Genomic DNA, 19,411 nt, shown 5'->3' with positions numbered 1-19,411 from the left:
AGAGCAGCAAACCTCATGAGTAAAAAATTCATGGATGAGAACTTTCTATTGTCGAGCGAGACCGCAATTAAGCTATTTCATAATCATGCGAAAGACATGCCCATTATCGATTATCATTGCCACCTCAGTCCAAAAGAAATTTATGAGAACAAAACGTTCAACAATATTACCGAAGCTTGGCTGTATGGCGACCATTATAAATGGAGAGTGATGCGCGCTAACGGTATAGAAGAGAAATTCATTACTGGCGATGCCAGTGATTATGATAAATTTATGGCCTGGGCTAGAACGGTTCCGATGATTATCGGGAATCCGCTATACCATTGGACGCATCTGGAGCTGCAACGTTTCTTCGGTGTATATGAGTTGCTGAATGAAGCTAACGCACCAAAAATTTGGGATGAAGTGAATAGACAGCTACAAAGTGAAGGATTCGGAGCAAGAGATTTGATCATTAAATCGAAGGTGACTACGGTTTGTACTACCGATGATCCTGTAGATAATCTAGAATATCATGAGAAAATCAGTAATGTGAGTGGGTTCAATGCTAGCGTTGTGCCGGGATTCCGGCCAGATAAAGCGCTTGAAATCAACCGTCCTACCTTCCAGCCGTGGGTAGCCCAGCTAAGCGAAGTTTCGGGAATGGCTGTTGAGAATTACGGACAGTTTCTTGCAGCATTGGAGAGCAGAGTTAGATTCTTCCATGCCAGAAGCGGCCGTGTATCTGACCATGCTTTGGATGCGGTAATGTTTGAGCCTACTACCTTGGAGGAAGCTACAGCTATATTTGCTAAAGCACTTCATGAAGGCACTGTAAGTGAGAGTGAAGAAAAGAAATATAAAGGATTCACGCTAGTATTCCTCGGCAAATTGTATAACGAGCTGGGTTGGGCGATGCAATTCCATATTCATGCGCTTCGGAATAACAACAGCGTAATGTTCGGACGTCTCGGACCTGACACGGGTTATGATTCCATCAATGACGGCGTGATTGCTAAGCCTTTGGCGGGTCTGCTCGATGCGCTGGATCGTGAGAATGCATTGCCTAAGACCATTTTGTACTCACTGAACCCTAATGATAATCATGTTATTGCCAGTTTAATGGGCAGCTTCCAGGGCGGTGGTATTCCAGGCAAGATTCAATTCGGAACCGCATGGTGGTACAACGACAATAAAGACGGCATGCTGGAACAGATGAAGACACTTGCTAATCTAGGCGTACTTAGCCAATTTGTTGGGATGCTAACAGACTCCAGAAGCTTTTTATCGTATACCAGACATGAGTACTTTAGAAGAATCTTGTGTGATCTGGTAGGCTCTTGGGTAGAGGCTGGAGAAGCCCCGGATGATATGGAGTTACTGGGCAGTATGATTGAGAACATCTGTTACAATAACGCTGATCATTATTTTAATTTCTCGAAACAGGCATTGGTGACTAGGTAATCGTTATGATATCCTTACATGGAAGAGCCAAACCCGTTTGATAAGGAAGGTTGACCCATGGCACCTACAATCAAGGATATCGCCAAATTGGCGAATGTATCGCATACAACTGTATCGAGAGCACTTAACAATAGTCCACTAATTAAAGAGGTCACACGTAAAAAAATTGCCGAGATCGCTGCGCAAGTGGGCTACGTCCCTAATTACAATGCCAAAAGCCTTGTGATGCAGCGATCCTATACCATTGGTCTGTTCTTCACGAGTATTGCCAACGGCACAACTTCGGGTTTCTTCTCTGACACGATTCGTGGTGTAAATAGTGTCATAGATGTAGAGTACAATCTGTTCATCCGTGGGATCGACGATTATGCGGAATATTCCTCTATTCATCGCAAACGTTTTGATGGAATTATTCTAATGAGCCAGAGTGAAGCAGATAATAAATTCATTTACCATGTTGTCCAGCAAGGCATTCCAATCGTTGTGCTGAACCGGGAAATTGATGACCGCTCCATTATCAACATCATCTCGAACGACCGGGAAGGTGCTTATAATGCAGGCAAATACCTGATCGAAAACGGGCATCAAGACATTGCAATTATTGAAGGTGTCGAGGGCTTTAAATCCACACAGGAACGCAGAGATGGCTTTATAAAAGCTTTGATTGACCATAATATCCCTGTTCGTAATGACTACATGATAAGTGGTAATTATGATATGCAAAGTGGATATGAGGCGATGGGCAAGCTACTGGATCTCGAGAAACCACCAACTGCTGTATTTTGCTCCAATGATGATATGGCGATTGGGGCTATGAAAGGTGTGTTTGAGCGAGGGCTGCAGGTGCCAAATGATATCTCTGTTGTTGGTTTTGACGACATTGGGTTTTCACTTTTTGCCAATCCTTCACTCACCACGGTCAAACGTCCTATTGAGAAGATTAGTGAGCAAGGCGCTCGCCAGCTGTTAAGCTTGGTCAAGGAGCCCTCAGAAAAAGACGGGCGGATCTCGATCGAGACAGAGCTTATTGCCAGAGAATCAGTCAGGAAGTTGCAGAAGTAGAGGCTGCGTATAGCAGCCTAATCCTTTACTATCGTAAAGGGTTGCTATCTAAAATTTTCACGTGTGCATATATTTAATTAATTATCAATATAAATATGATTTTATATAGTTTGTTTAATTAGTTTATCGTGTGCATTTACTATTAGGAGGCGTTTATATGAAAAGATTAAATAGCGATAATTGGACAGCTTACAAGCAGTATCCTGAGAAGGTCCTACAATTTGGCGAAGGCAATTTCATGCGCGCTTTTGTAGATTGGCAGATTCATACCATGAATCAAAAAACGGATTTCAATGGTGGAGTGGTTGTTGTACAGCCGCTGGCTAACGGACTGGCGGAAATGCTAAATGATCAGAATGGGCTGTATACCCTTTATCTGCAAGGCATTAAAGACGGAGCGGCTGTAAAAGAGCACGAGGTAATTAATTGTATTACGCGGACGCTTAATCCCTATTCACAGCATGAGGAGTATATGAAGCTGGCTGAGAACCCTGAGCTGCGCTTTATCGTGTCTAATACTACTGAAGCGGGAATTGCTTTTGAAGCCGGCGACAAGTTAACCGATACGCCGCAGAGTAGTTTCCCGGGCAAGCTGACGGCCTTATTGTACAAACGTTATCAAATTTTTAATGGGGATGCTTCTAAAGGTTTTATCATCATTCCATGTGAGCTGATTGACCGGAATGGTGATGAGCTCAAAAAGGTTATTTTGAAATATGCTGAGCTGTGGAATCTTGGAGAAGGTTTTGTGAACTGGTTGAATGAAGCTAATACCTTCTGCTGCAGTCTGGTGGACCGCATTGTTCCCGGTTATCCAAGAGACAGCATTGCCGAGATTACAGAAGAGTTGGGTTATGAGGATAAGCTGGTCGTTGTCGGCGAGCAATTCCATCTTTGGGTAATTGAAGGACCACAGTGGATTAAAAAGGAGTTCCCGGCTGAACTAGCAGGTCTTAATGTGTTGGTGGTGGATGATATGGCCCCTTATCGGACTCGTAAAGTGAGGATTTTAAACGGAGCTCATACAGCTATGACACCAGTAGCGTATTTGTACGGTATTGATACGGTTGCTGAGGCCATTGAGCACGAAGAGGTTGGGGCGTACGTGAAGTCCTTAATCTACGATGAGATTATACCAACGCTGGATCTGCCGGCAGAGGAATTGAATTCTTTTGCAGACGCGGTATTAGAAAGATTCCTGAACCCTTATGTGCAGCATTACTTGATGAGCATTTCCCTCAATTCTATATCGAAGTTTAAGACAAGAGATCTGCCTTCTTTACTGCGATATGTAGAGGCCAAAGGACAATTGCCTGAAAAGCTTGTCTTCTCATTGAGCGCATTAATTGCCTTCTATAGAGGACGCAGAGGGGAAGAAGACATTCAACTGGCTGATGATGCGGATATTTTGGAATGGTTCGCCTCCTTATGGGGAGGGTGGGATGGCACAGACACCGGGCTGCGCGCACTGGCCGTCGAAGTACTTGCCGCAACCAATCGCTGGGGCTGTGATCTGAATGAAGTGGCTGGACTTACTGACAAGGTGACAGAAGGACTGATTGCGATTGAGAAAAATGGCATGAAGCAAGCGTTAAAAGCGTACGTGAAGAGACCGGCACACAACTAATACCCTGGAGGTGACAATGATATGATCAAGACGATGAAAGAAGTATTGCAGATTAATGAGGCTGATAATGTCGCTGTTGCACTTAAAGACTATAAAGCAGGCGACACCATTGTGATTGGTTCAAAAGAGATTAAAATTACTGAAGATATCGCTAGAGGCCATAAAATTGCACTATCCAGCATTAGCGAAGGTGAAAACGTATTGAAATATGGTTACCCCATTGGTCATGCTATAGCGTCTATCGCGCCGGGGCAGTGGGTGCATACCCATAACACTAAGACAAACCTAACAGGGGTAGAGGAATATACCTTTGAGCAGAAGCTGACGCCGAATCCTTTTACAGCGGAGAATTTGACCTTTAAGGGGTATCGCCGCTTTGATGGATCCGTAGGTATCCGCAATGAGCTGTGGATCGTCCCTACTGTTGGTTGTGTGAATGGAGTGGCGGAGCAGATCATCAATATTTTCAAAGCAGAGGTTGGGGATATCGCACCTTTCGATAACGTGCTCGTGCTTAAGCATAATTACGGTTGCTCCCAGCTGGGCGATGATCATGACAATACGCGAACGATTCTGGCTAACGCGGTTAAACACCCGAATGCGGGCGGCGTGCTTGTGCTCGGATTGGGCTGTGAGAATAACAATTTGCATATTTTTAAAGATATGCTTGGCAGCTATGATGAGGATCGTGTGCGTTTCCTTGTCTCCCAAGAGGTTGGGAATGAGATTGAAGAAGGCGTGAAGCTGCTGAAGGAAATCTACAATAATGTACAAGGCGATCAACGGGAAGAAGTATCACTCTCCGAGCTGAAGATCGGTCTGAAATGTGGAGGCTCCGACGGGTTATCCGGTATTACTGCGAATCCGCTCCTTGGACGTCTGTCTGATTATATGGCTGCTCAAGGCGGGACCACTGTACTGACTGAAGTGCCTGAAATGTTTGGTGCCGAAAAAATTCTAATGGAACGTGCTGCGGACGAAACTATTTTCCACAAAATTGTCGATCTCATTAATGACTTTAAGCAGTATTTTATGGACTATAAACAGCCGGTATATGAAAATCCTTCTCCAGGGAATAAAGCCGGAGGAATTACTACGCTTGAGGATAAATCGCTGGGTTGTACTCAAAAATCCGGTAACTCTACGGTGATGGATGTACTCAAGTACGGAGAGCTTATCACTAACAAAGGCTTAAATCTCCTTAACGCGCCTGGCAATGATCTTGTGGCATCCTCTGCACTGGCTGCTGCAGGCTGCCAATTGGTGATCTTTACGACCGGACGGGGAACGCCTTTTGGTACATTCGTGCCAACGATGAAGGTGTCTACCAATACCCCATTGTATGAAGGTAAACGTCACTGGATCGATTTTAATGCAGGTGTGTTGGTGGAAGATGGTTCTCCAGATGAGGTCCTGCGCAGCTTCATAAACTATATTATTGCGGTCGCCAGCGGTGAATGGGTTAATAATGAAAAGAATAATTTCCGTGAGATTTCCATATTCAAAACAGGAGTAACGCTATAATAAATAATTAATTACAAATCAGGCTGTCTCTTATGCTTTTTAAGCGTAGGGGACAGTTTTTTTAGGTTCACAGCATACATAATCCGTCTTAAAAAGAACGATAAATGCTTTCTTTTGAATTAGTGATTGCAATCACAATGGTCCTCTACGGCCTGTGCTAATCTTTTATTGAGAATAGTTCTCACATAAAGGAGAAGAGTCAAATGGAAAAAGTGCTGAGTTTGGATGAATCTATATTCGAGATGGTATCACGGCATCCGGAGGTCATCGAGATTATGGTAGAGCTGGGCTTTAAGGATATTGCCAAGCCTGGCATGCTGCAGACCGCTGGCCGTTTCATGACCTTATCCAAAGGAATTAAGCTGAAGAAAATGGATCTCGAGCACGTGAAGCTAACTTTTGAACGTCATGGTTTCGAGATTATTTAATAAAGGAGTGTTAATATGAGCGAACTAATTAACAACCGTGAAGTTGATGTGCCGGAACAGACTCGTCGCCAGGCTATGCTTAAGGAGATTATTAAAGAGCTGCATGCAGGCAAAAGTGTAGAAGAGGTTAAGGCGCGGTTCGCCGAAGCTGTGGGTGATGTTACCGTAGCGGAGATTTCCGCGATGGAGCATTCATTAATGACCGAAGAAGGAATTCCGGTATCCGAGGTCCAACGTCTTTGTTCGGTGCATACAGCCATCTTTAAAGGCTCTATTGAGCAGATTCACCGCTCGTCCCAGCCCGAGGAGCAGCCAGGTCATCCAGTACACACCTTCAAATTGGAGAATCGTGAGATCGAAAAACTTGTTAACTTCCGCATGGATCTGCACGCAACAAAGTTTCAAAAGAACGGTAGTGAGGAACTGATCTTCAAGTTGTTGGAGGATCTTAGCTTGCTGCTGGATCTTGATAAGCACTATAGCCGAAAAGAAAATCTGCTGTTCCCATACCTCGAAAAATACGGCATTTATGGCCCAACCAAGGTAATGTGGGGAGTGGATGATAATATCCGCCGTATGATTAAAGAGGCAAAAGCAGCGCTCAGCACTTATAGCGGAAACGCAGCAGAAATAGGCGTTCAGCTTGAGGAGATCATCAAGGAAGTTAATGAAATGATCTTTAAGGAAGAAAATATTCTACTGCCCATGGCCCTGGACAAACTAACGGAAGATGAATGGGTCAAAATCGCCCGGGAGAGCGATGAGATCGGGTTCTGCCTAACCGCACCAGAGCAGGAGTGGATCCCTGAGCGGGCTGCAGAGCCGGAAGGCGCAGTGCCGGAAGAAACAGAAGGAGCGACGCCGCAAGGCGGGTTCATCCGTTTTGAGACAGGGTTGTTGTCACTGCATCAGCTCGAGACCGTACTCAACCATCTGCCTGTAGATCTAACCTTCATTGACGAGAATGATGTCGTTCGATATTTTTCACACGGGAAGGAACGTATCTTTGCTCGAACTAAAGCGGTTATCGGCCGTACAGTACAGAACTGTCATCCCCCGCAAAGTGTTCATGTGGTAGAGAAGCTTTTGGAAGACTTTAAGGCAGGTCGTAAGGATGCTGAAGACTTCTGGATCAACATCAAGGATAAGTTTATCTACATCCGTTACTTCGCTGTACGAGACGAGTCAGGCCAATATATGGGCACGCTAGAGTTCACACAGAATATCGCTCCAATCCGAGCACTAGAGGGACAAAAGCGCATTTTATCAGAATAAATCGGTACGTTGGGTTATTTTCCAGATAATAATATAGGTACGAGACTCTCTTACTTAGGCGTAAGGGGGTCTTTTTAGAATATAATAGAGTATACTCTTAAAATAAGGAATTCCCGGGTGTGTTGTCTTTCCTTGACCACAGAGAGGGCTTCTATTATAGTTGGTACTTAGGATTAACTATTTTAGTATAAAAAAAGGTGGCTTGTTACATGTCTGAGAATATCTACGTTGGCGTGGATTTGGGTGGAACTGCAATTAAGGTTGGAATCTGTAATGCTGAAGGTACCCTGCTACATACTTATGAGGGACCTACAGGAACTGCAGAGGGTGTCGATACTGTTATCGATAATATCGAGAAGTATGTACGCCAAATTGTGGAGGATTCCCCGTACTCTTGGGATCAGCTTGCAGGTGTAGGAGCGGGTGTAGCCGGGTTCACAAATATTCGTGAAGGAATCATCATCCTTGCGCCTAACATAGGATTTAGAGATGTGCCGATCCGTTCCATTTTGGAAGATCGTTGGAACAAGCCTGTCAAAATAGACAATGATGCGAATGTGGCTGCACTGGGGGAAGCTTGGAGTGGTGCGGGACGTGGCGTTGATAACTGTGTCTGCTATACGCTTGGAACAGGTGTCGGTGGCGGAATCATTATTAATGGAAAGATTTATCAAGGTTTTGCGGGATTAGCTGGTGAGCTTGGACATATCACAGTAGTGCCGGATCTGGAAGCTATTCAATGCGGCTGTGGCAACATGGGCTGTCTGGAAACCGTTTCCTCCGCTACAGGTATTATCCGCATGGCTAATGATGCAGTAGCTCGTGGCGATCGTACTTCCCTCTCTATGGTAGAGAAGATTGCTGCGAAAGAAGTCTTTGATGCGGCTAAGGCTGGCGATGAAGTAGCTATCCGTATAGTAAATCGTGCAGCGTACTATCTGGGTAAATCCATGGCTTCTGTTGCGGCTGTGCTTAACCCTGAAGTATTTATCGTTGGCGGCGGCGTATCTAAGGCTGGAGATATTCTATTTGATGAGGTTCGTCGTGTGTTTGCGAAATTGACACCGGCTCCGCTTCAAACTGGTGTTTCGATTATTCCAGCTGAGCTTGGCAATGACGCAGGTATTGTTGGGGCTGCCGGCCTTTTGCTGCGTTCTTAAAAGACGGGAAGTATTCATATACTAAATCTAGGGAGGGGACGCTTTTATGACCGAATTGGACAATACCCCAACGGCTGGAGCCACCCTGATTATTATTACGGGAATGTCAGGTGCGGGGAAGACAATTGCTGTACAGAGTCTGGAAGACCTAGGGTTCTTCTGTGTCGATAATTTACCACCGGTACTGATTCCCAAGTTCGCAGAGCTAATTGAACAGTCGAAGGGTAAGATTGCCAAGGTAGCCCTTGTAATTGACCTGCGTGGTCGAGAATTCTTCACTGCTTTGTCTGAGTCTCTTGCCTATATCAAGGATGAGTCAACCATTGGCTGTGAGATCTTGTTTTTGGATGCTACAGATTCAGTACTTGTTCAGCGTTACAAGGAAAGTCGACGTCATCATCCATTAGCACCTAAGGGGCTGCCGCTTGATGGTATCAAGCTAGAACGTAAGATGCTTGAAGAATTGAAAAATTCAGCTACGTTATGTTTAGATACCAGCAGTATGAAGCCCGTGCAGCTTAAGGAGAAGATCATTTCACGGTTTTCGCATCTAGGAAAAAGTACGCTTTCCGTCAATATTACATCCTTCGGATTTAAGTACGGTATTCCTATTGATGCAGATCTTGTCTTCGATGTCCGCTTCTTGCCTAACCCACATTATGTGGACCATCTGCGGCCTAAAACCGGCCAGGATAGTGAAGTCTACGATTATGTAATGAAGTGGCCTGAAACACAGGTGTTCCTGACCAAACTGCTCGATATGCTTCATTTTCTAATTCCGCAATATCGTAAGGAAGGTAAGTCCCAGATTATCATTGGCATTGGCTGTACGGGAGGTAAACACCGTTCCGTAGCCATATCCGAGTATTTGGGTAAAATGCTGGGCGTTAGCGAGACGGAATCCGTAACCGTTAGTCATAGGGATTCCGAGCGTGATCGGCACTAGAGAGAAGGGGTCATAGTGGCTGAAGAACAAAGACAGCGTCCACGTATCGTCGTTATGGGCGGTGGCACGGGGTTATCTGTCATGCTTCGTGGTTTAAAAGAGAAGCCATTAGATATTACTGCTATTGTTACCGTTGCCGATGATGGGGGAAGCTCTGGTATTTTACGCAGTGAACTGCAAATGCCTCCTCCTGGGGACATCCGCAACGTATTGACAGCTATGGCTGATGTTGAGCCGCTCATGGCAGAGATTATGAGATACCGTTTCAACACGGGTGAGGGACTAGCTGGTCATAGTCTCGGCAACTTGATTCTTGCTGCGCTCACGGATATATCCGGCGATTTCGTTACGGCTGTTCGGGAGCTTAGTCGATTATTCGCTGTTCGCGGGCGGGTATTGCCTGCAGCCGGTGAGGCTGTAATCCTGCATGCAGAAATGTCGGACGGCACGATTATCACAGGGGAGTCCAAAATCCCTGAAGCTGGCGGGATCATCAGACGAGTGTCCTTGGAGCCGCCAGATGTAGAACCGTTGCCCGAAGCGCTTGAGGCGATTCGGAATGCAGATGCGATCCTGCTGGGTCCTGGCAGTCTGTATACGAGCATTCTTCCCAACCTGCTTGTTCCGAAACTGGCAGAAGCGGTTGTATCTTCGAATGCTATCAAAATTTTCGTCTGCAACGTAATGACTCAGCCGGGTGAAACGGATAACTATACCGTCAGCGATCATCTTCAAGCTGTATATGATCATATCGGGATCGATTTATTCGATTATGTTATTGTTAATGACGGTGAGATTCCGGAACAGGTCCAGACGAAGTACGCCGAGAAGGGCGCGCGCCCGGTGCAGCTTGATAAAGAAGCGCTGGATGGCAATGGATACAAGGTTATAGCCGATAAACTGGTTTTATTCCGAACTTATTTGAGACATGATACCGATAAGCTTAGCCATCACATTTATCAGCTTGTGCAGGATTGGATAAACAGAAACCCTAGGGTATAGCTTATAGATGAGAATGAAGTACTTATCAAGAAAGAGGTGAGACCCTTGTCTTTTGCGGCCCTTACCAAAAAAGAGCTGACGATGGTGGAGAGTGAACCCTGCTGCGAGAAGGCGGAAATGTCAGCGCTTATCCGTATGAATGGATCTGTGCAGCTTTCAAGCAAAAAGGTTATTCTCGACATTTCGACGGAGAACGCCGCGATTGCAAGGCGGGTATATTCTTTACTTAAGAAATATTACCAGGTCCATATTGAGCTACTCGTGCGTAAAAAAATGCGTTTGAAGAAAAATAACGTCTATATCGTCAGAATTCCAAACCGTGTACAAGAGATCCTAAAGGATCTTAGAATTGTGTCGGAAGGATTTATTTTTACCGATGGTATTGATGATGAGATTGTTGGGAATAACTGCTGCAAGCGTGCTTATTTGCGTGGTGCCTTTCTGGCTGGCGGATCGGTTAATAATCCGGAAGGCTCCTCCTACCATTTGGAGATTTCCTCGATGTATGAGGAACATTGTAAAGCATTAGTGGATCTGGCTGGGGAATTCCACTTAAATGCACGCTGTATTGAACGTAAAAAAGGATTCATTCTTTACATTAAAGAAGGCGAGAAGATCATTGAATTCTTAAGTTTGATTGGAGCGCATCAGGCGTTGTTCAAATTTGAGGATGTAAGAATTATGCGCGATATGCGTAATTCCGTGAATCGGATCGTGAACTGCGAGACCGCAAATCTCAACAAAACAATAAGTGCTGCGGTGCGGCAGATTGAGAATATCAAGCTGTTGCAGCGAGAAATGGGACTGGAGAATTTGCCGGATAAACTGCGTGAAGTAGCAGAAATTCGAATGGCGCATCCAGATATCAACCTCAAGGAGGTTGGTGAAATGCTCAAAGGTACAGTCAGTAAGTCGGGAGTAAATCATCGGCTTCGTAAGATTGATGAGCTGGCGGACAAGGTTCGAGGCGGCTAATTACTTTTTTTCTAGTGTGGTTTACGTTATAATGATATAATAATATAAAATTAATGTGAAACTTTTGGGGAGAACTCAATTAGGGGGTAAGCGTTTCATGACAAAGCACCCGGTAGTTGTTCGGTTGAAGACAGGGCTTCATGCCCGACCGGCAGCATTGTTTGTGCAAGAAGCTAACAAGTTTTCGTCGGAGATTTTCGTGGAAAAAGATGATAAAAAAGTAAATGCTAAAAGTATTATGGGGATTATGAGCCTCGCTATCAGTTCCGGCACGGAGATTTACATTAGCGCGGACGGTGCGGATGCCGATCAAGCTGTAAACGCTTTGACAAGTCTGGTCAGCAAAGAAGAGCTTGAGAACCAATAATAGGAAGACAACATCGTTTCTGCTAGGAAGACTTTATTTATCGCATGACCAAAAGCCCTTCGGGGCTTTTTTTAATACCAAAAAATAGATTGAGACGTGCAACATTTACCAAAATGACTCGTCTAGAGGATAATAACAAATCACAAGAAATGAAAGGGGCTGGCAAATATGAAAGGTTTATTGAAGAAAATTGGTTCAGTGATGATCGTAGGGAGTTTGTTAATTGGAGGGATCAGCATGAGTGGTGTTTTCCAAGGTCCTGCAAAGGCTTACGCAGATGAAGTGCAGAAAAATGTCGTTAGTGTAGTAGGTAAAGGCGAATTGTCCCTCAAGCCGGATATCGTATACTTAACCATCGGTGTGGATACTACGGCCACAACTGCGCAAGAAGCGCAGAAGACCAATGCCGCTAAAATTCAGAAGATTATGACTTTACTGAAGAATACTTGGAAAATTGCAGATAAAGATATTCAAAGCACGCAGTTTTATGTGCAACCCAATTATAGTTACAGCGAAAAAGAAGGACAGCAAGTGAAGGGATACAACGCCAATCATACGCTGTTAGTGTCTTATAGAGATCTGACTAAGGTTGGTGAATTGCTGGACGCTGCATCTGCGGCAGGGGCGAATAATATCGGAAATGCACGTTTTTCTGTGGAAGATACTTCTGCATTTGAAGCTCAGGTGATTGAAAAAGCGATGGCGAATGCAGATGTTAAAGCAGGGGCTATTGCTAAGGCAGCTAAACGCAGCTTGGGTCAAGTGATCACGGTCAGCCAAAATGATGGCGATATCACTCCGGTTTATTTTGAACAGAATCTAAAAATGAATATGGCTGCAGCAGATGCTGGTGCAAGTACATCCGTGCAACCTGGTGTAGTTAAAGTTACAACTCAGCTAAGCGTAATGTATGAATTGAAATAGTATCAGAACAAGGTGAATGCAGAGAGGAGAGGTGATCTTCCACTAGTAATAGTGGGGGGCGCCTCTTTTTTTGTGTAAGTTCTCTACGATTCTGTTTAATAAATTGGAAAGGAGAGGAAAAATAAGATGATGAATATTATTTCAAAAGAATCAGTACGCAAATGGGGCATAGGTCTGATGTCGGCAGGTTTATTGTTTGGTGGAGGTCTGCTGCCCAGCGAAACGGGTTATGCAGCAGCTAGTAAAACGGAGAATAAAGCTATTGATTCGCGTATCGTTTTAAAGGCAAACGGGATAAATTCGTTACAGGAAGGTATTTTGAAGGAAGGACAGGCCTGGATTCCCATAACTTTTATGCGAGATGTGTTGGGATTACCGCTTGCGTATGATAAGAAGGAAAATGCGTACATGATTGGAAAAGGATCGGCCACGGCGAAGTTGATGTTATCCAGTTACGGTACTTCTGTGTGGGTGAATAACTATTTCATTCGAGAGTATGAAGGGAAGTTAATTAATAATCGCCTCTATGTTCCATCAGGATTGTTAAATGATTATATGGGTTATAAGGTAGATTGGAGTCGGGCCGCTAGTAGGCTGAATGTGGTGAACAGACCGCAGAACGCGCTGACGGTAACCACGGAAACTTATGCTAAAGATCGGGCAGAAGCTTTTATTCAGCTTGATTATCCGAAGATCAGTGGATTCGGCAACTCCAGTGCCCAACAAGCTATTAATAATACTTTGAAGGAAAGTGTTATGAAATTCGCGGCGGGTGCAGAACAGGATATCTCCGATCGAGATGGAGCAGAGCCCAAATACACCTATGATTCAGGTTATGTAGTGACCTACAATCAGAATGGGGTGATCAGCATAGTGATGCATCAGTATAGTGATACGGGCGGCGCTCATGGAATGACTAACCGTGAGGCATTCACCTTCTCGCTTAAAGATGGTAAACGTCTATTGTTGGGCGACCTGTTTGGAGCTAATCCAAACTACAAAAAACAGCTGAATGCTAAGCTGAGCAAGCTGCTGAAGGCAGAGGATAGTTATTTGGGAGGATTCAACGGATTGAATACGGAGAAATATTTCTATCTGAAGGATGACAAGGTTGTTCTGTTCTTCCAATTATATGAGTACACAGCGTATGCTGCAGGCTTCCCTGAGTATACCTTTAGTTTCAAAGAGCTTTTGCCGGATGGCAGCAGCCCGTTTGCTGGCATGAAATAAATGGAGATACCTCGTCTCCGCTAATGTCAGCACAAGGCATCTCCCCCTTACCGGAGTTGTCTCTAGTTCATATGCTAAAGGGAGTAACTAGTTTATGAACGGGGGAGAGCTATGGGCTACCAATATACTGCAATTGGCGATTCCTTGACGACTGGATTTGGTGCTCTGCCAGGTAACGGTTTTGTTCCGGTGTACCGTAGAATGGCAGAAGGGAGACTGCGGACTACTGTAGCCTCTACGAATTTAGGCGTGAACGGAATGACTACTTCAGAGCTGGAGCAGCGGCTGCGCGGAAATTCCATGATGCGTGAGGCCGTTCGAGAAGCCGATATCATCACTGTGTCTATCGGTGGTAATGATTTGATTCACGCGGCCAAATCAGCAGCAAGACAGCAAGGGAACTTATCCGCAGAACTGCGCAGATCGCTTCAGGAATGCAAACAAAATTTCTCTGCAATTATGAATATCCTTATACAATTGAAGGCGAGGACGCGTAGACCTTTTATCATTAGAATTGTGGGATTATATAATCCCTATCCTCAGGTGGTTGGTGCGACAGAGTGGGTCAGACAGTTTAATCAATACGCAGCACAGTACAGCAGCCGAGTATGTGGATTTGCTTCGATTTACAGTGAGTTCGCAGGAAATGAGAGAGGGCTGTTATCCATTGATCATTTGCATCCGAATGGCCGGGGTTATCGCGTAATTGCCGAGAAGCTGGATGCACTAGGTTATGGAGGGCTGAATTGATTGGATTTAGGTCTTCTATAAAATATAAAGAGGCTGTGCCCTATCCGTTATGGTTAGAGCACAGCCTCTTTATATTTTTACTTTATAGCTTACACACCGCTAGGCAATGTCTTCTCGATTACTTTATCTACGATACCGTATTCAGCCGCGTCTGCAGCAGTCATGAAGTAGTCGCGATCTGTATCCTTCTCAATACGTTCTAGAGGTTGACCCGTACGTTCTGCTAGAATACGGTTCAGCTTATCGCGCAATTTGAGGATGCGGCGGGCACGGATTTCAATGTCCGTTGCTTGACCTTGAGCACCACCCAGAGGCTGGTGGATCATGATCTCGCTGTTAGGCAGTGCAAAGCGTTTGCCTTTGGCGCCAGCGTTTAGCAGGAAAGCTCCCATGGAAGCTGCCATACCCACACAGATGGTGGAAACGTCTGGTTTAATGTACTGCATTGTATCAAAAATAGCCATACCTGCAGTAATGGAACCGCCTGGGCTATTCACGTAAAGGTGAATGTCCTTGTCAGGATCTTCGGCAGCCAAGAACAGCATTTGTGCGATGATAGAATTGGCTACCACGTCATTAACCTCCGTTCCAAGGAAAATGATGCGGTCCTTCAGCAGGCGGGAATAGATGTCATAAGCGCGCTCGCCGCGGTTGCTCTGTTCTACTACCATAGGAATATAACTCACGTGGAAAACCTCCTTGATATTGGTTCTTTAAATGTATTCATTTTTACTCTTGCCGTATTACCCACATGATAAACAAATTCAAACAAAAAGTCAAAGAAAGTCAAACTTATATTCAAAAAAAAGAGCCGACAAGCGGCTCTTTGGTTAAGTAGTAGTATAGGCACTACTAAATTATGTGCAAAAATGAAATTAATGGCGCGCCCGCCAAGAATCGAACTTGGATCTCAGGCTTCGGAGGCCTACGTCATATCCATTGGACCACGGGCGCAACAAAAATGATTATAATACAATTTTTACACAATTGCAATGTAATATTAATACTGGACAAGCGCTCTAGGGACAGGCATCGGGCGCTATATCTTTTTCTGACCTTATTAATGTATAAGAAGACAAGCGCTTGAGAATTCTACTCTCGGAAGACTTGCGCTTCGAGCAATATTTGGTTAGAATATGGGTGGGACTTAAAAAGTTTACCCGGGACGTTTTGAGACCATGAACAAGGGAATAGAGGAAGACGAAGTTGCAGGAGTGAAAGTATGCGTAATTTATTAGATATCCAAAAGCAGCTTCTGCCTGATCTCATGGAAACCCTTAAGAGACGGTACACGATTCTTCATCAGATCATGCTGTCCGATATTATTGGGCGCAGAACGCTAGCCGCTTCGCTAGATATGACTGAGCGGGTACTGCGTGCCGAGACGGATCTTCTGAAATCGCAAGGGCTTATTGAGATCGAGAGTGTTGGCATGCGCATTAGCGCTGCTGGACGTAGACTGCTTGATTTGCTAGAGCCGGTTGTTAAGAGCCTATTTGGTCTGGATGAGCTGGAAGAGAAAATTCGAGCAACGTATGGTCTGGATAAAGTTATTGTAGTACCGGGTGATTGTGAGTCATCGCCGTTCACCAAACGAGAGCTTGGCCGGGCGGGTGCGAAAGCGCTGCTGAGTATACTTCGCGCAGATGATACAGTTGCCGTCACAGGTGGATCGACGCTTGCCGATATGGCTGATCAACTGACACCACCGTTGTCCCTTTCCTATAAGAACGCTTGGTTTGTTCCGGCGCGTGGAGGATTAGGAGAGAGTATGGAGATTCAAGCCAACACGATTGCCTCAACAATGGCAAAGCGGGTTGGAGCCAACTACCGGTTGTTGCATGTCCCTGATTTGCTTAGTGGGGATGCATACCAATCGCTGGCACTTGACTCTAATATTGGAGAGATTGTACAAACCATCCGCAGTTCGCGTATTATTGTACATGGGATTGGGGATGCCATTGAAATGACCCGCCGCCGCAAACTGGACGAGGCTACAGTCTCGGAAATCCAGGGTGAAGGGGCAGTGGCCGAATCTTTTGGCTATTATTTCAATGAAGAGGGTCAGGTTGTCCATACCATGCTTACGATGGGTCTACGTCTAGAAGATATTATTCGGACAGAGAAAGTCATCGGTATTGCAGGAGGCAAACCCAAGGCCAAAGCCATTCATGCCATGCTGCGTTTCGGGCAGGAGAATATTCTCGTTACGGACGAGGCTGCCGCAGTAGAAATAGGCAAGGAAATTGACAATCAACTACAGCTATCTTCGTAGTTTTTAGATTGCAGGCAATAACATACTTCTTGCATCATACTTAACATTGTTGTCATGACAGACCTCACCGTCTGTTTTGAATAAATAAAACGAATTCTAGGAGGAACTATTCAATGAGTGTAAAAGTTGGAATTAACGGTTTTGGACGTATTGGACGCCTTGCTTTCCGCCGTATTCAAAATGTAGAAGGTATCGAAGTGGTAGCAATCAACGATTTGACTGACGCTAAGATGCTTGCTCATTTGCTTAAATATGATACAACTCAAGGTAAATTCCAAGGTGATGTTGAAGTGCATGATGGCTTCTTCAAAGTCAATGGTAAAGAAGTTAAGGTTCTTGCTAACCGCAACCCTGAAGAATTGCCATGGGGCGACCTAGGCGTTGATATCGTACTTGAGTGCACAGGTTTCTTCACAACTAAAGAAGCAGCTGAAAAACACTTGAAAGGTGGAGCTAAGAAAGTAGTTATCTCCGCTCCAGCTACTGGCGACATGAAAACTGTCGTTTACAACGTTAACGATGACATTCTTGATGGTACTGAGACTGTTATTTCCGGCGCATCTTGCACAACTAACTGCCTAGCTCCAATGGCAAAAGTACTGAACGACAAGTTCGGTATCGTTGAAGGCTTGATGACTACAATTCATGCTTACACTGGCGACCAAAACACTTTGGATGCTCCACATGCTAAAGGTGACTTCAGACGCGCTCGTGCAGCAGCTGAGAACATCATTCCTAACACTACTGGTGCTGCTAAAGCAATCGGTCTGGTTATTCCAGAACTTAAAGGTAAATTGGATGGTGCAGCTCAACGTGTTCCAGTTGCAACTGGTTCCCTGACTGAGCTTGTAACTGTTCTTGATAAGAGCGTTACTGTTGAAGAAATCAACGCAGCAATGAAAGCAGCTTCCGATCCAGACACTTATGGTTACACTGAAGATGAAATCGTATCTTCTGACATCAAAGGTATGACTTTCGGATCCCTGTTCGATGCTACACAAACTAAAGTATTGACTGTTGGCGACAAACAACTGGTTAAAACTGTTGCTTGGTATGACAATGAAATGTCCTACACTGCACAATTGGTTCGTACTTTGGAGAAATTCGCTAAAATCGCTAAGTAATTGACTTGATATAAGCAACATCTATAGAGCGGAAACAGAAATTCCTTGTTTCCGCTCTTTCTAAATGTATTTCTTGTTTCCTGCTAGAAACAATTTTGGGTGTGGAGGAATTAATCATGAACAAAAAAAGCGTCCGTGATGTAGAAGTAAAGGGTAAGCGCGTATTTGTACGCGTGGATTTCAACGTACCTGTAGAAGACGGTAAAATTACTGATGATACTCGTATTCGCGAAACACTTCCAACCATTAAATATTTGATCGAGAACGGTGCAAAGATCATTCTTGCGAGTCATATGGGTCGTCCTAAAGGCGAATTCGTAGATTCCATGCGTTTGACTACTGCTGCTGAACGTCTGTCCGAGCTTCTTGGCAAACCAGTAGCTAAAGCTGACGAAGCAATTGGCGAAGCTGTAAAAGCAAAAATCGCTGAGCTAGGCGAAGGCGACGTACTTGTACTTGAGAATGTTCGCTTCTACCCAGGTGAAGAGAAAAACGATCCTGAACTGGCTAAACAATTCGCTGAACTGGCTGATTTGTTTGTTAATGATGCGTTTGGCGCGGCTCACCGTGCACATGCATCGACAGAAGGTATCGCTCATTTCCTACCGGCTGTATCCGGTCTTTTGATGGAGAAAGAATTGTCCGTTCTTGGTAAAGCTCTTTCTAACCCAGAACGTCCTTTCACTGCGATCATCGGTGGTTCGAAAGTTAAAGACAAGATTGATGTTATTGATAACTTGTTGTCTTTGGCTGACAACGTCCTGATCGGCGGTGGATTGTCTTATACATTCACTAAAGCACAAGGCTTTGAAATCGGTAAATCACTAGTAGACAACGACAAACTTGACGTTGCTCTTGGATTCATCGAAAAAGCAAAAGCACTTGGTAAAAACTTCATGCTTCCTGTTGATGTTGTTGTTGCTGATAAATTTGGTGCTGACGCTAACACTAAGATCGTTGATTACAATGAAATCCCAGAAGGTTGGGAAGGACTTGATATCGGACCTAAGACTCGTGAACTTTATGCCGATATTATCAAGAACTCCAAGCTGGTTGTCTGGAATGGACCTATGGGCGTATTCGAAATCGATAAATTCGCTGAAGGTACACTTGCAGTAGCAAAAGCTTGTGCAACTACTGAAGGTTACACTGTTATTGGTGGCGGAGATTCCGCAGCAGCAGCAGAGAAATTCCACCTGGCTGATCAAATGGATCATATCTCCACTGGTGGCGGTGCATCCCTTGAGTTCATGGAAGGCAAGGCGCTTCCTGGCGTAGAAGCACTGAACGATAAGTAAG

18 protein-coding genes and 1 tRNA gene are annotated in these 19,411 nt (G+C 44.8%); 17 read left to right on the top strand and 2 right to left on the bottom strand.

Annotated features, from left to right (window positions below; translation table 11 throughout):
- The first annotated feature begins 15 nt into the window (after positions 1–15).
- The 14 genes from uxaC to MHH49_RS09045 all read left to right on the top strand — a co-directional run bounded on the left by uxaC (position 16) and on the right by MHH49_RS09045 (position 14,713).
- On the top strand, positions 16–1,443 hold the full coding sequence (uxaC, locus tag MHH49_RS09110) for a glucuronate isomerase (RefSeq protein ID WP_038568112.1): 1,428 nt from the start codon (positions 16–18) through the stop codon (positions 1,441–1,443).
- A gap of 57 nt (positions 1,444–1,500) precedes the next feature.
- Positions 1,501–2,505: a LacI family DNA-binding transcriptional regulator gene (locus tag MHH49_RS09105; protein ID WP_038568114.1), complete on the top strand. Its 1,005-nt coding sequence runs from the start codon at positions 1,501–1,503 to the stop codon at positions 2,503–2,505.
- Positions 2,506–2,662: 157 nt separating this feature from the next.
- Positions 2,663–4,132 (top strand): tagaturonate reductase, encoded by a 1,470-nt coding sequence (locus MHH49_RS09100; protein WP_038568116.1) that lies wholly within the window; start codon positions 2,663–2,665, stop codon positions 4,130–4,132.
- A gap of 33 nt (positions 4,133–4,165) precedes the next feature.
- Positions 4,166–5,656, top strand: a complete 1,491-nt coding sequence (locus MHH49_RS09095) for a UxaA family hydrolase (protein ID WP_076101249.1) — start codon at positions 4,166–4,168, stop codon at positions 5,654–5,656.
- A 203-nt stretch (positions 5,657–5,859) separates the two neighbouring features.
- Positions 5,860–6,084, top strand: coding sequence for a DUF1858 domain-containing protein (locus MHH49_RS09090; protein WP_036687092.1), 225 nt, complete (start codon positions 5,860–5,862; stop codon positions 6,082–6,084).
- Positions 6,085–6,099: 15 nt separating this feature from the next.
- Positions 6,100–7,359, top strand: a complete 1,260-nt coding sequence (locus tag MHH49_RS09085) for a DUF438 domain-containing protein (protein WP_076101067.1) — start codon at positions 6,100–6,102, stop codon at positions 7,357–7,359.
- A 209-nt stretch (positions 7,360–7,568) separates the two neighbouring features.
- The gene (locus MHH49_RS09080; protein WP_036687097.1) at positions 7,569–8,519 is read left to right on the top strand and encodes an ROK family glucokinase; all 951 of its coding nucleotides are present in this window, start codon (positions 7,569–7,571) and stop codon (positions 8,517–8,519) included.
- A 46-nt stretch (positions 8,520–8,565) separates the two neighbouring features.
- Positions 8,566–9,465: an RNase adapter RapZ gene (gene rapZ, locus MHH49_RS09075; protein WP_036687099.1), complete on the top strand. Its 900-nt coding sequence runs from the start codon at positions 8,566–8,568 to the stop codon at positions 9,463–9,465.
- A 54-nt stretch (positions 9,466–9,519) separates the two neighbouring features.
- Complete coding sequence (locus MHH49_RS09070) at positions 9,520–10,467, top strand: gluconeogenesis factor YvcK family protein (protein ID WP_169744815.1); 948 nt, start codon at positions 9,520–9,522, stop codon at positions 10,465–10,467.
- Positions 10,468–10,512: 45 nt separating this feature from the next.
- Positions 10,513–11,442 (top strand): DNA-binding protein WhiA, encoded by a 930-nt coding sequence (gene whiA, locus MHH49_RS09065; protein ID WP_036687104.1) that lies wholly within the window; start codon positions 10,513–10,515, stop codon positions 11,440–11,442.
- A 97-nt stretch (positions 11,443–11,539) separates the two neighbouring features.
- The gene (locus MHH49_RS09060) at positions 11,540–11,809 is read left to right on the top strand and encodes an HPr family phosphocarrier protein (protein ID WP_036687106.1); all 270 of its coding nucleotides are present in this window, start codon (positions 11,540–11,542) and stop codon (positions 11,807–11,809) included.
- A 168-nt stretch (positions 11,810–11,977) separates the two neighbouring features.
- On the top strand, positions 11,978–12,733 hold the full coding sequence (locus MHH49_RS09055; RefSeq protein ID WP_076101069.1) for an SIMPL domain-containing protein: 756 nt from the start codon (positions 11,978–11,980) through the stop codon (positions 12,731–12,733).
- A 126-nt stretch (positions 12,734–12,859) separates the two neighbouring features.
- Entirely contained in the window at positions 12,860–13,963 is a 1,104-nt protein-coding gene (locus tag MHH49_RS09050; RefSeq protein WP_076101071.1) for a PdaC/SigV domain-containing protein, read from the top strand.
- A gap of 111 nt (positions 13,964–14,074) precedes the next feature.
- The gene (locus tag MHH49_RS09045) at positions 14,075–14,713 is read left to right on the top strand and encodes a GDSL-type esterase/lipase family protein (protein ID WP_036687110.1); all 639 of its coding nucleotides are present in this window, start codon (positions 14,075–14,077) and stop codon (positions 14,711–14,713) included.
- An 89-nt stretch (positions 14,714–14,802) separates the two neighbouring features.
- Here MHH49_RS09045 and clpP read toward each other — a convergent pair whose 3' ends face one another.
- Positions 14,803–15,399, bottom strand: a complete 597-nt coding sequence (gene clpP, locus MHH49_RS09040) for an ATP-dependent Clp endopeptidase proteolytic subunit ClpP (protein WP_036687113.1) — start codon at positions 15,397–15,399, stop codon at positions 14,803–14,805.
- A gap of 193 nt (positions 15,400–15,592) precedes the next feature.
- Positions 15,593–15,667 (bottom strand) — tRNA-Arg (locus tag MHH49_RS09035).
- A 268-nt stretch (positions 15,668–15,935) separates the two neighbouring features.
- On the opposite strand from MHH49_RS09035, the gene MHH49_RS09030 reads away from it, so the two are divergent.
- From MHH49_RS09030 to MHH49_RS09020, 3 genes are all read left to right on the top strand, one after another.
- Positions 15,936–16,988, top strand: coding sequence for a sugar-binding transcriptional regulator (locus MHH49_RS09030; RefSeq protein WP_036687118.1), 1,053 nt, complete (start codon positions 15,936–15,938; stop codon positions 16,986–16,988).
- Between the two features lie 113 nt (positions 16,989–17,101).
- Positions 17,102–18,112, top strand: coding sequence for a type I glyceraldehyde-3-phosphate dehydrogenase (gene gap, locus MHH49_RS09025; protein ID WP_036687120.1), 1,011 nt, complete (start codon positions 17,102–17,104; stop codon positions 18,110–18,112).
- A 116-nt stretch (positions 18,113–18,228) separates the two neighbouring features.
- Positions 18,229–19,410, top strand: coding sequence for a phosphoglycerate kinase (locus MHH49_RS09020; protein WP_036687122.1), 1,182 nt, complete (start codon positions 18,229–18,231; stop codon positions 19,408–19,410).
- Position 19,411: the final 1 nt, after the last annotated feature.

This window comes from Paenibacillus sp. FSL F4-0122 (assembly GCF_038002845.1).
In the GTDB taxonomy this organism is placed as follows: Bacteria; Bacillota; Bacilli; order Paenibacillales; family Paenibacillaceae; genus Paenibacillus_AQ; species Paenibacillus_AQ odorifer.
Note: the sequence above shows the minus strand (reverse complement) of the source record. Positions and strands in the feature narration are given on the sequence as shown.

What these genes read in the sequence shown, in the direction of transcription:
- uxaC (WP_038568112.1), top strand. Translation starts at nt 16, where the DNA reads ATGAGTAAAAAATTCATGGATGAGAACTTTCTATTGTCGAGCGAGACC.
- MHH49_RS09105 (WP_038568114.1), top strand. Translation starts at nt 1,501, where the DNA reads ATGGCACCTACAATCAAGGATATCGCCAAATTGGCGAATGTATCGCAT.
- MHH49_RS09100 (WP_038568116.1), top strand. Translation starts at nt 2,663, where the DNA reads ATGAAAAGATTAAATAGCGATAATTGGACAGCTTACAAGCAGTATCCT.
- MHH49_RS09095 (WP_076101249.1), top strand. Translation starts at nt 4,166, where the DNA reads ATGAAAGAAGTATTGCAGATTAATGAGGCTGATAATGTCGCTGTTGCA.
- MHH49_RS09090 (WP_036687092.1), top strand. Translation starts at nt 5,860, where the DNA reads ATGGAAAAAGTGCTGAGTTTGGATGAATCTATATTCGAGATGGTATCA.
- MHH49_RS09085 (WP_076101067.1), top strand. Translation starts at nt 6,100, where the DNA reads ATGAGCGAACTAATTAACAACCGTGAAGTTGATGTGCCGGAACAGACT.
- MHH49_RS09080 (WP_036687097.1), top strand. Translation starts at nt 7,569, where the DNA reads ATGTCTGAGAATATCTACGTTGGCGTGGATTTGGGTGGAACTGCAATT.
- rapZ (WP_036687099.1), top strand. Translation starts at nt 8,566, where the DNA reads ATGACCGAATTGGACAATACCCCAACGGCTGGAGCCACCCTGATTATT.
- MHH49_RS09070 (WP_169744815.1), top strand. Translation starts at nt 9,520, where the DNA reads ATGGGCGGTGGCACGGGGTTATCTGTCATGCTTCGTGGTTTAAAAGAG.
- MHH49_RS09060 (WP_036687106.1), top strand. Translation starts at nt 11,540, where the DNA reads ATGACAAAGCACCCGGTAGTTGTTCGGTTGAAGACAGGGCTTCATGCC.
- MHH49_RS09055 (WP_076101069.1), top strand. Translation starts at nt 11,978, where the DNA reads ATGAAAGGTTTATTGAAGAAAATTGGTTCAGTGATGATCGTAGGGAGT.
- MHH49_RS09050 (WP_076101071.1), top strand. Translation starts at nt 12,860, where the DNA reads ATGATGAATATTATTTCAAAAGAATCAGTACGCAAATGGGGCATAGGT.
- MHH49_RS09045 (WP_036687110.1), top strand. Translation starts at nt 14,075, where the DNA reads ATGGGCTACCAATATACTGCAATTGGCGATTCCTTGACGACTGGATTT.
- MHH49_RS09030 (WP_036687118.1), top strand. Translation starts at nt 15,936, where the DNA reads ATGCGTAATTTATTAGATATCCAAAAGCAGCTTCTGCCTGATCTCATG.
- gap (WP_036687120.1), top strand. Translation starts at nt 17,102, where the DNA reads ATGAGTGTAAAAGTTGGAATTAACGGTTTTGGACGTATTGGACGCCTT.
- MHH49_RS09020 (WP_036687122.1), top strand. Translation starts at nt 18,229, where the DNA reads ATGAACAAAAAAAGCGTCCGTGATGTAGAAGTAAAGGGTAAGCGCGTA.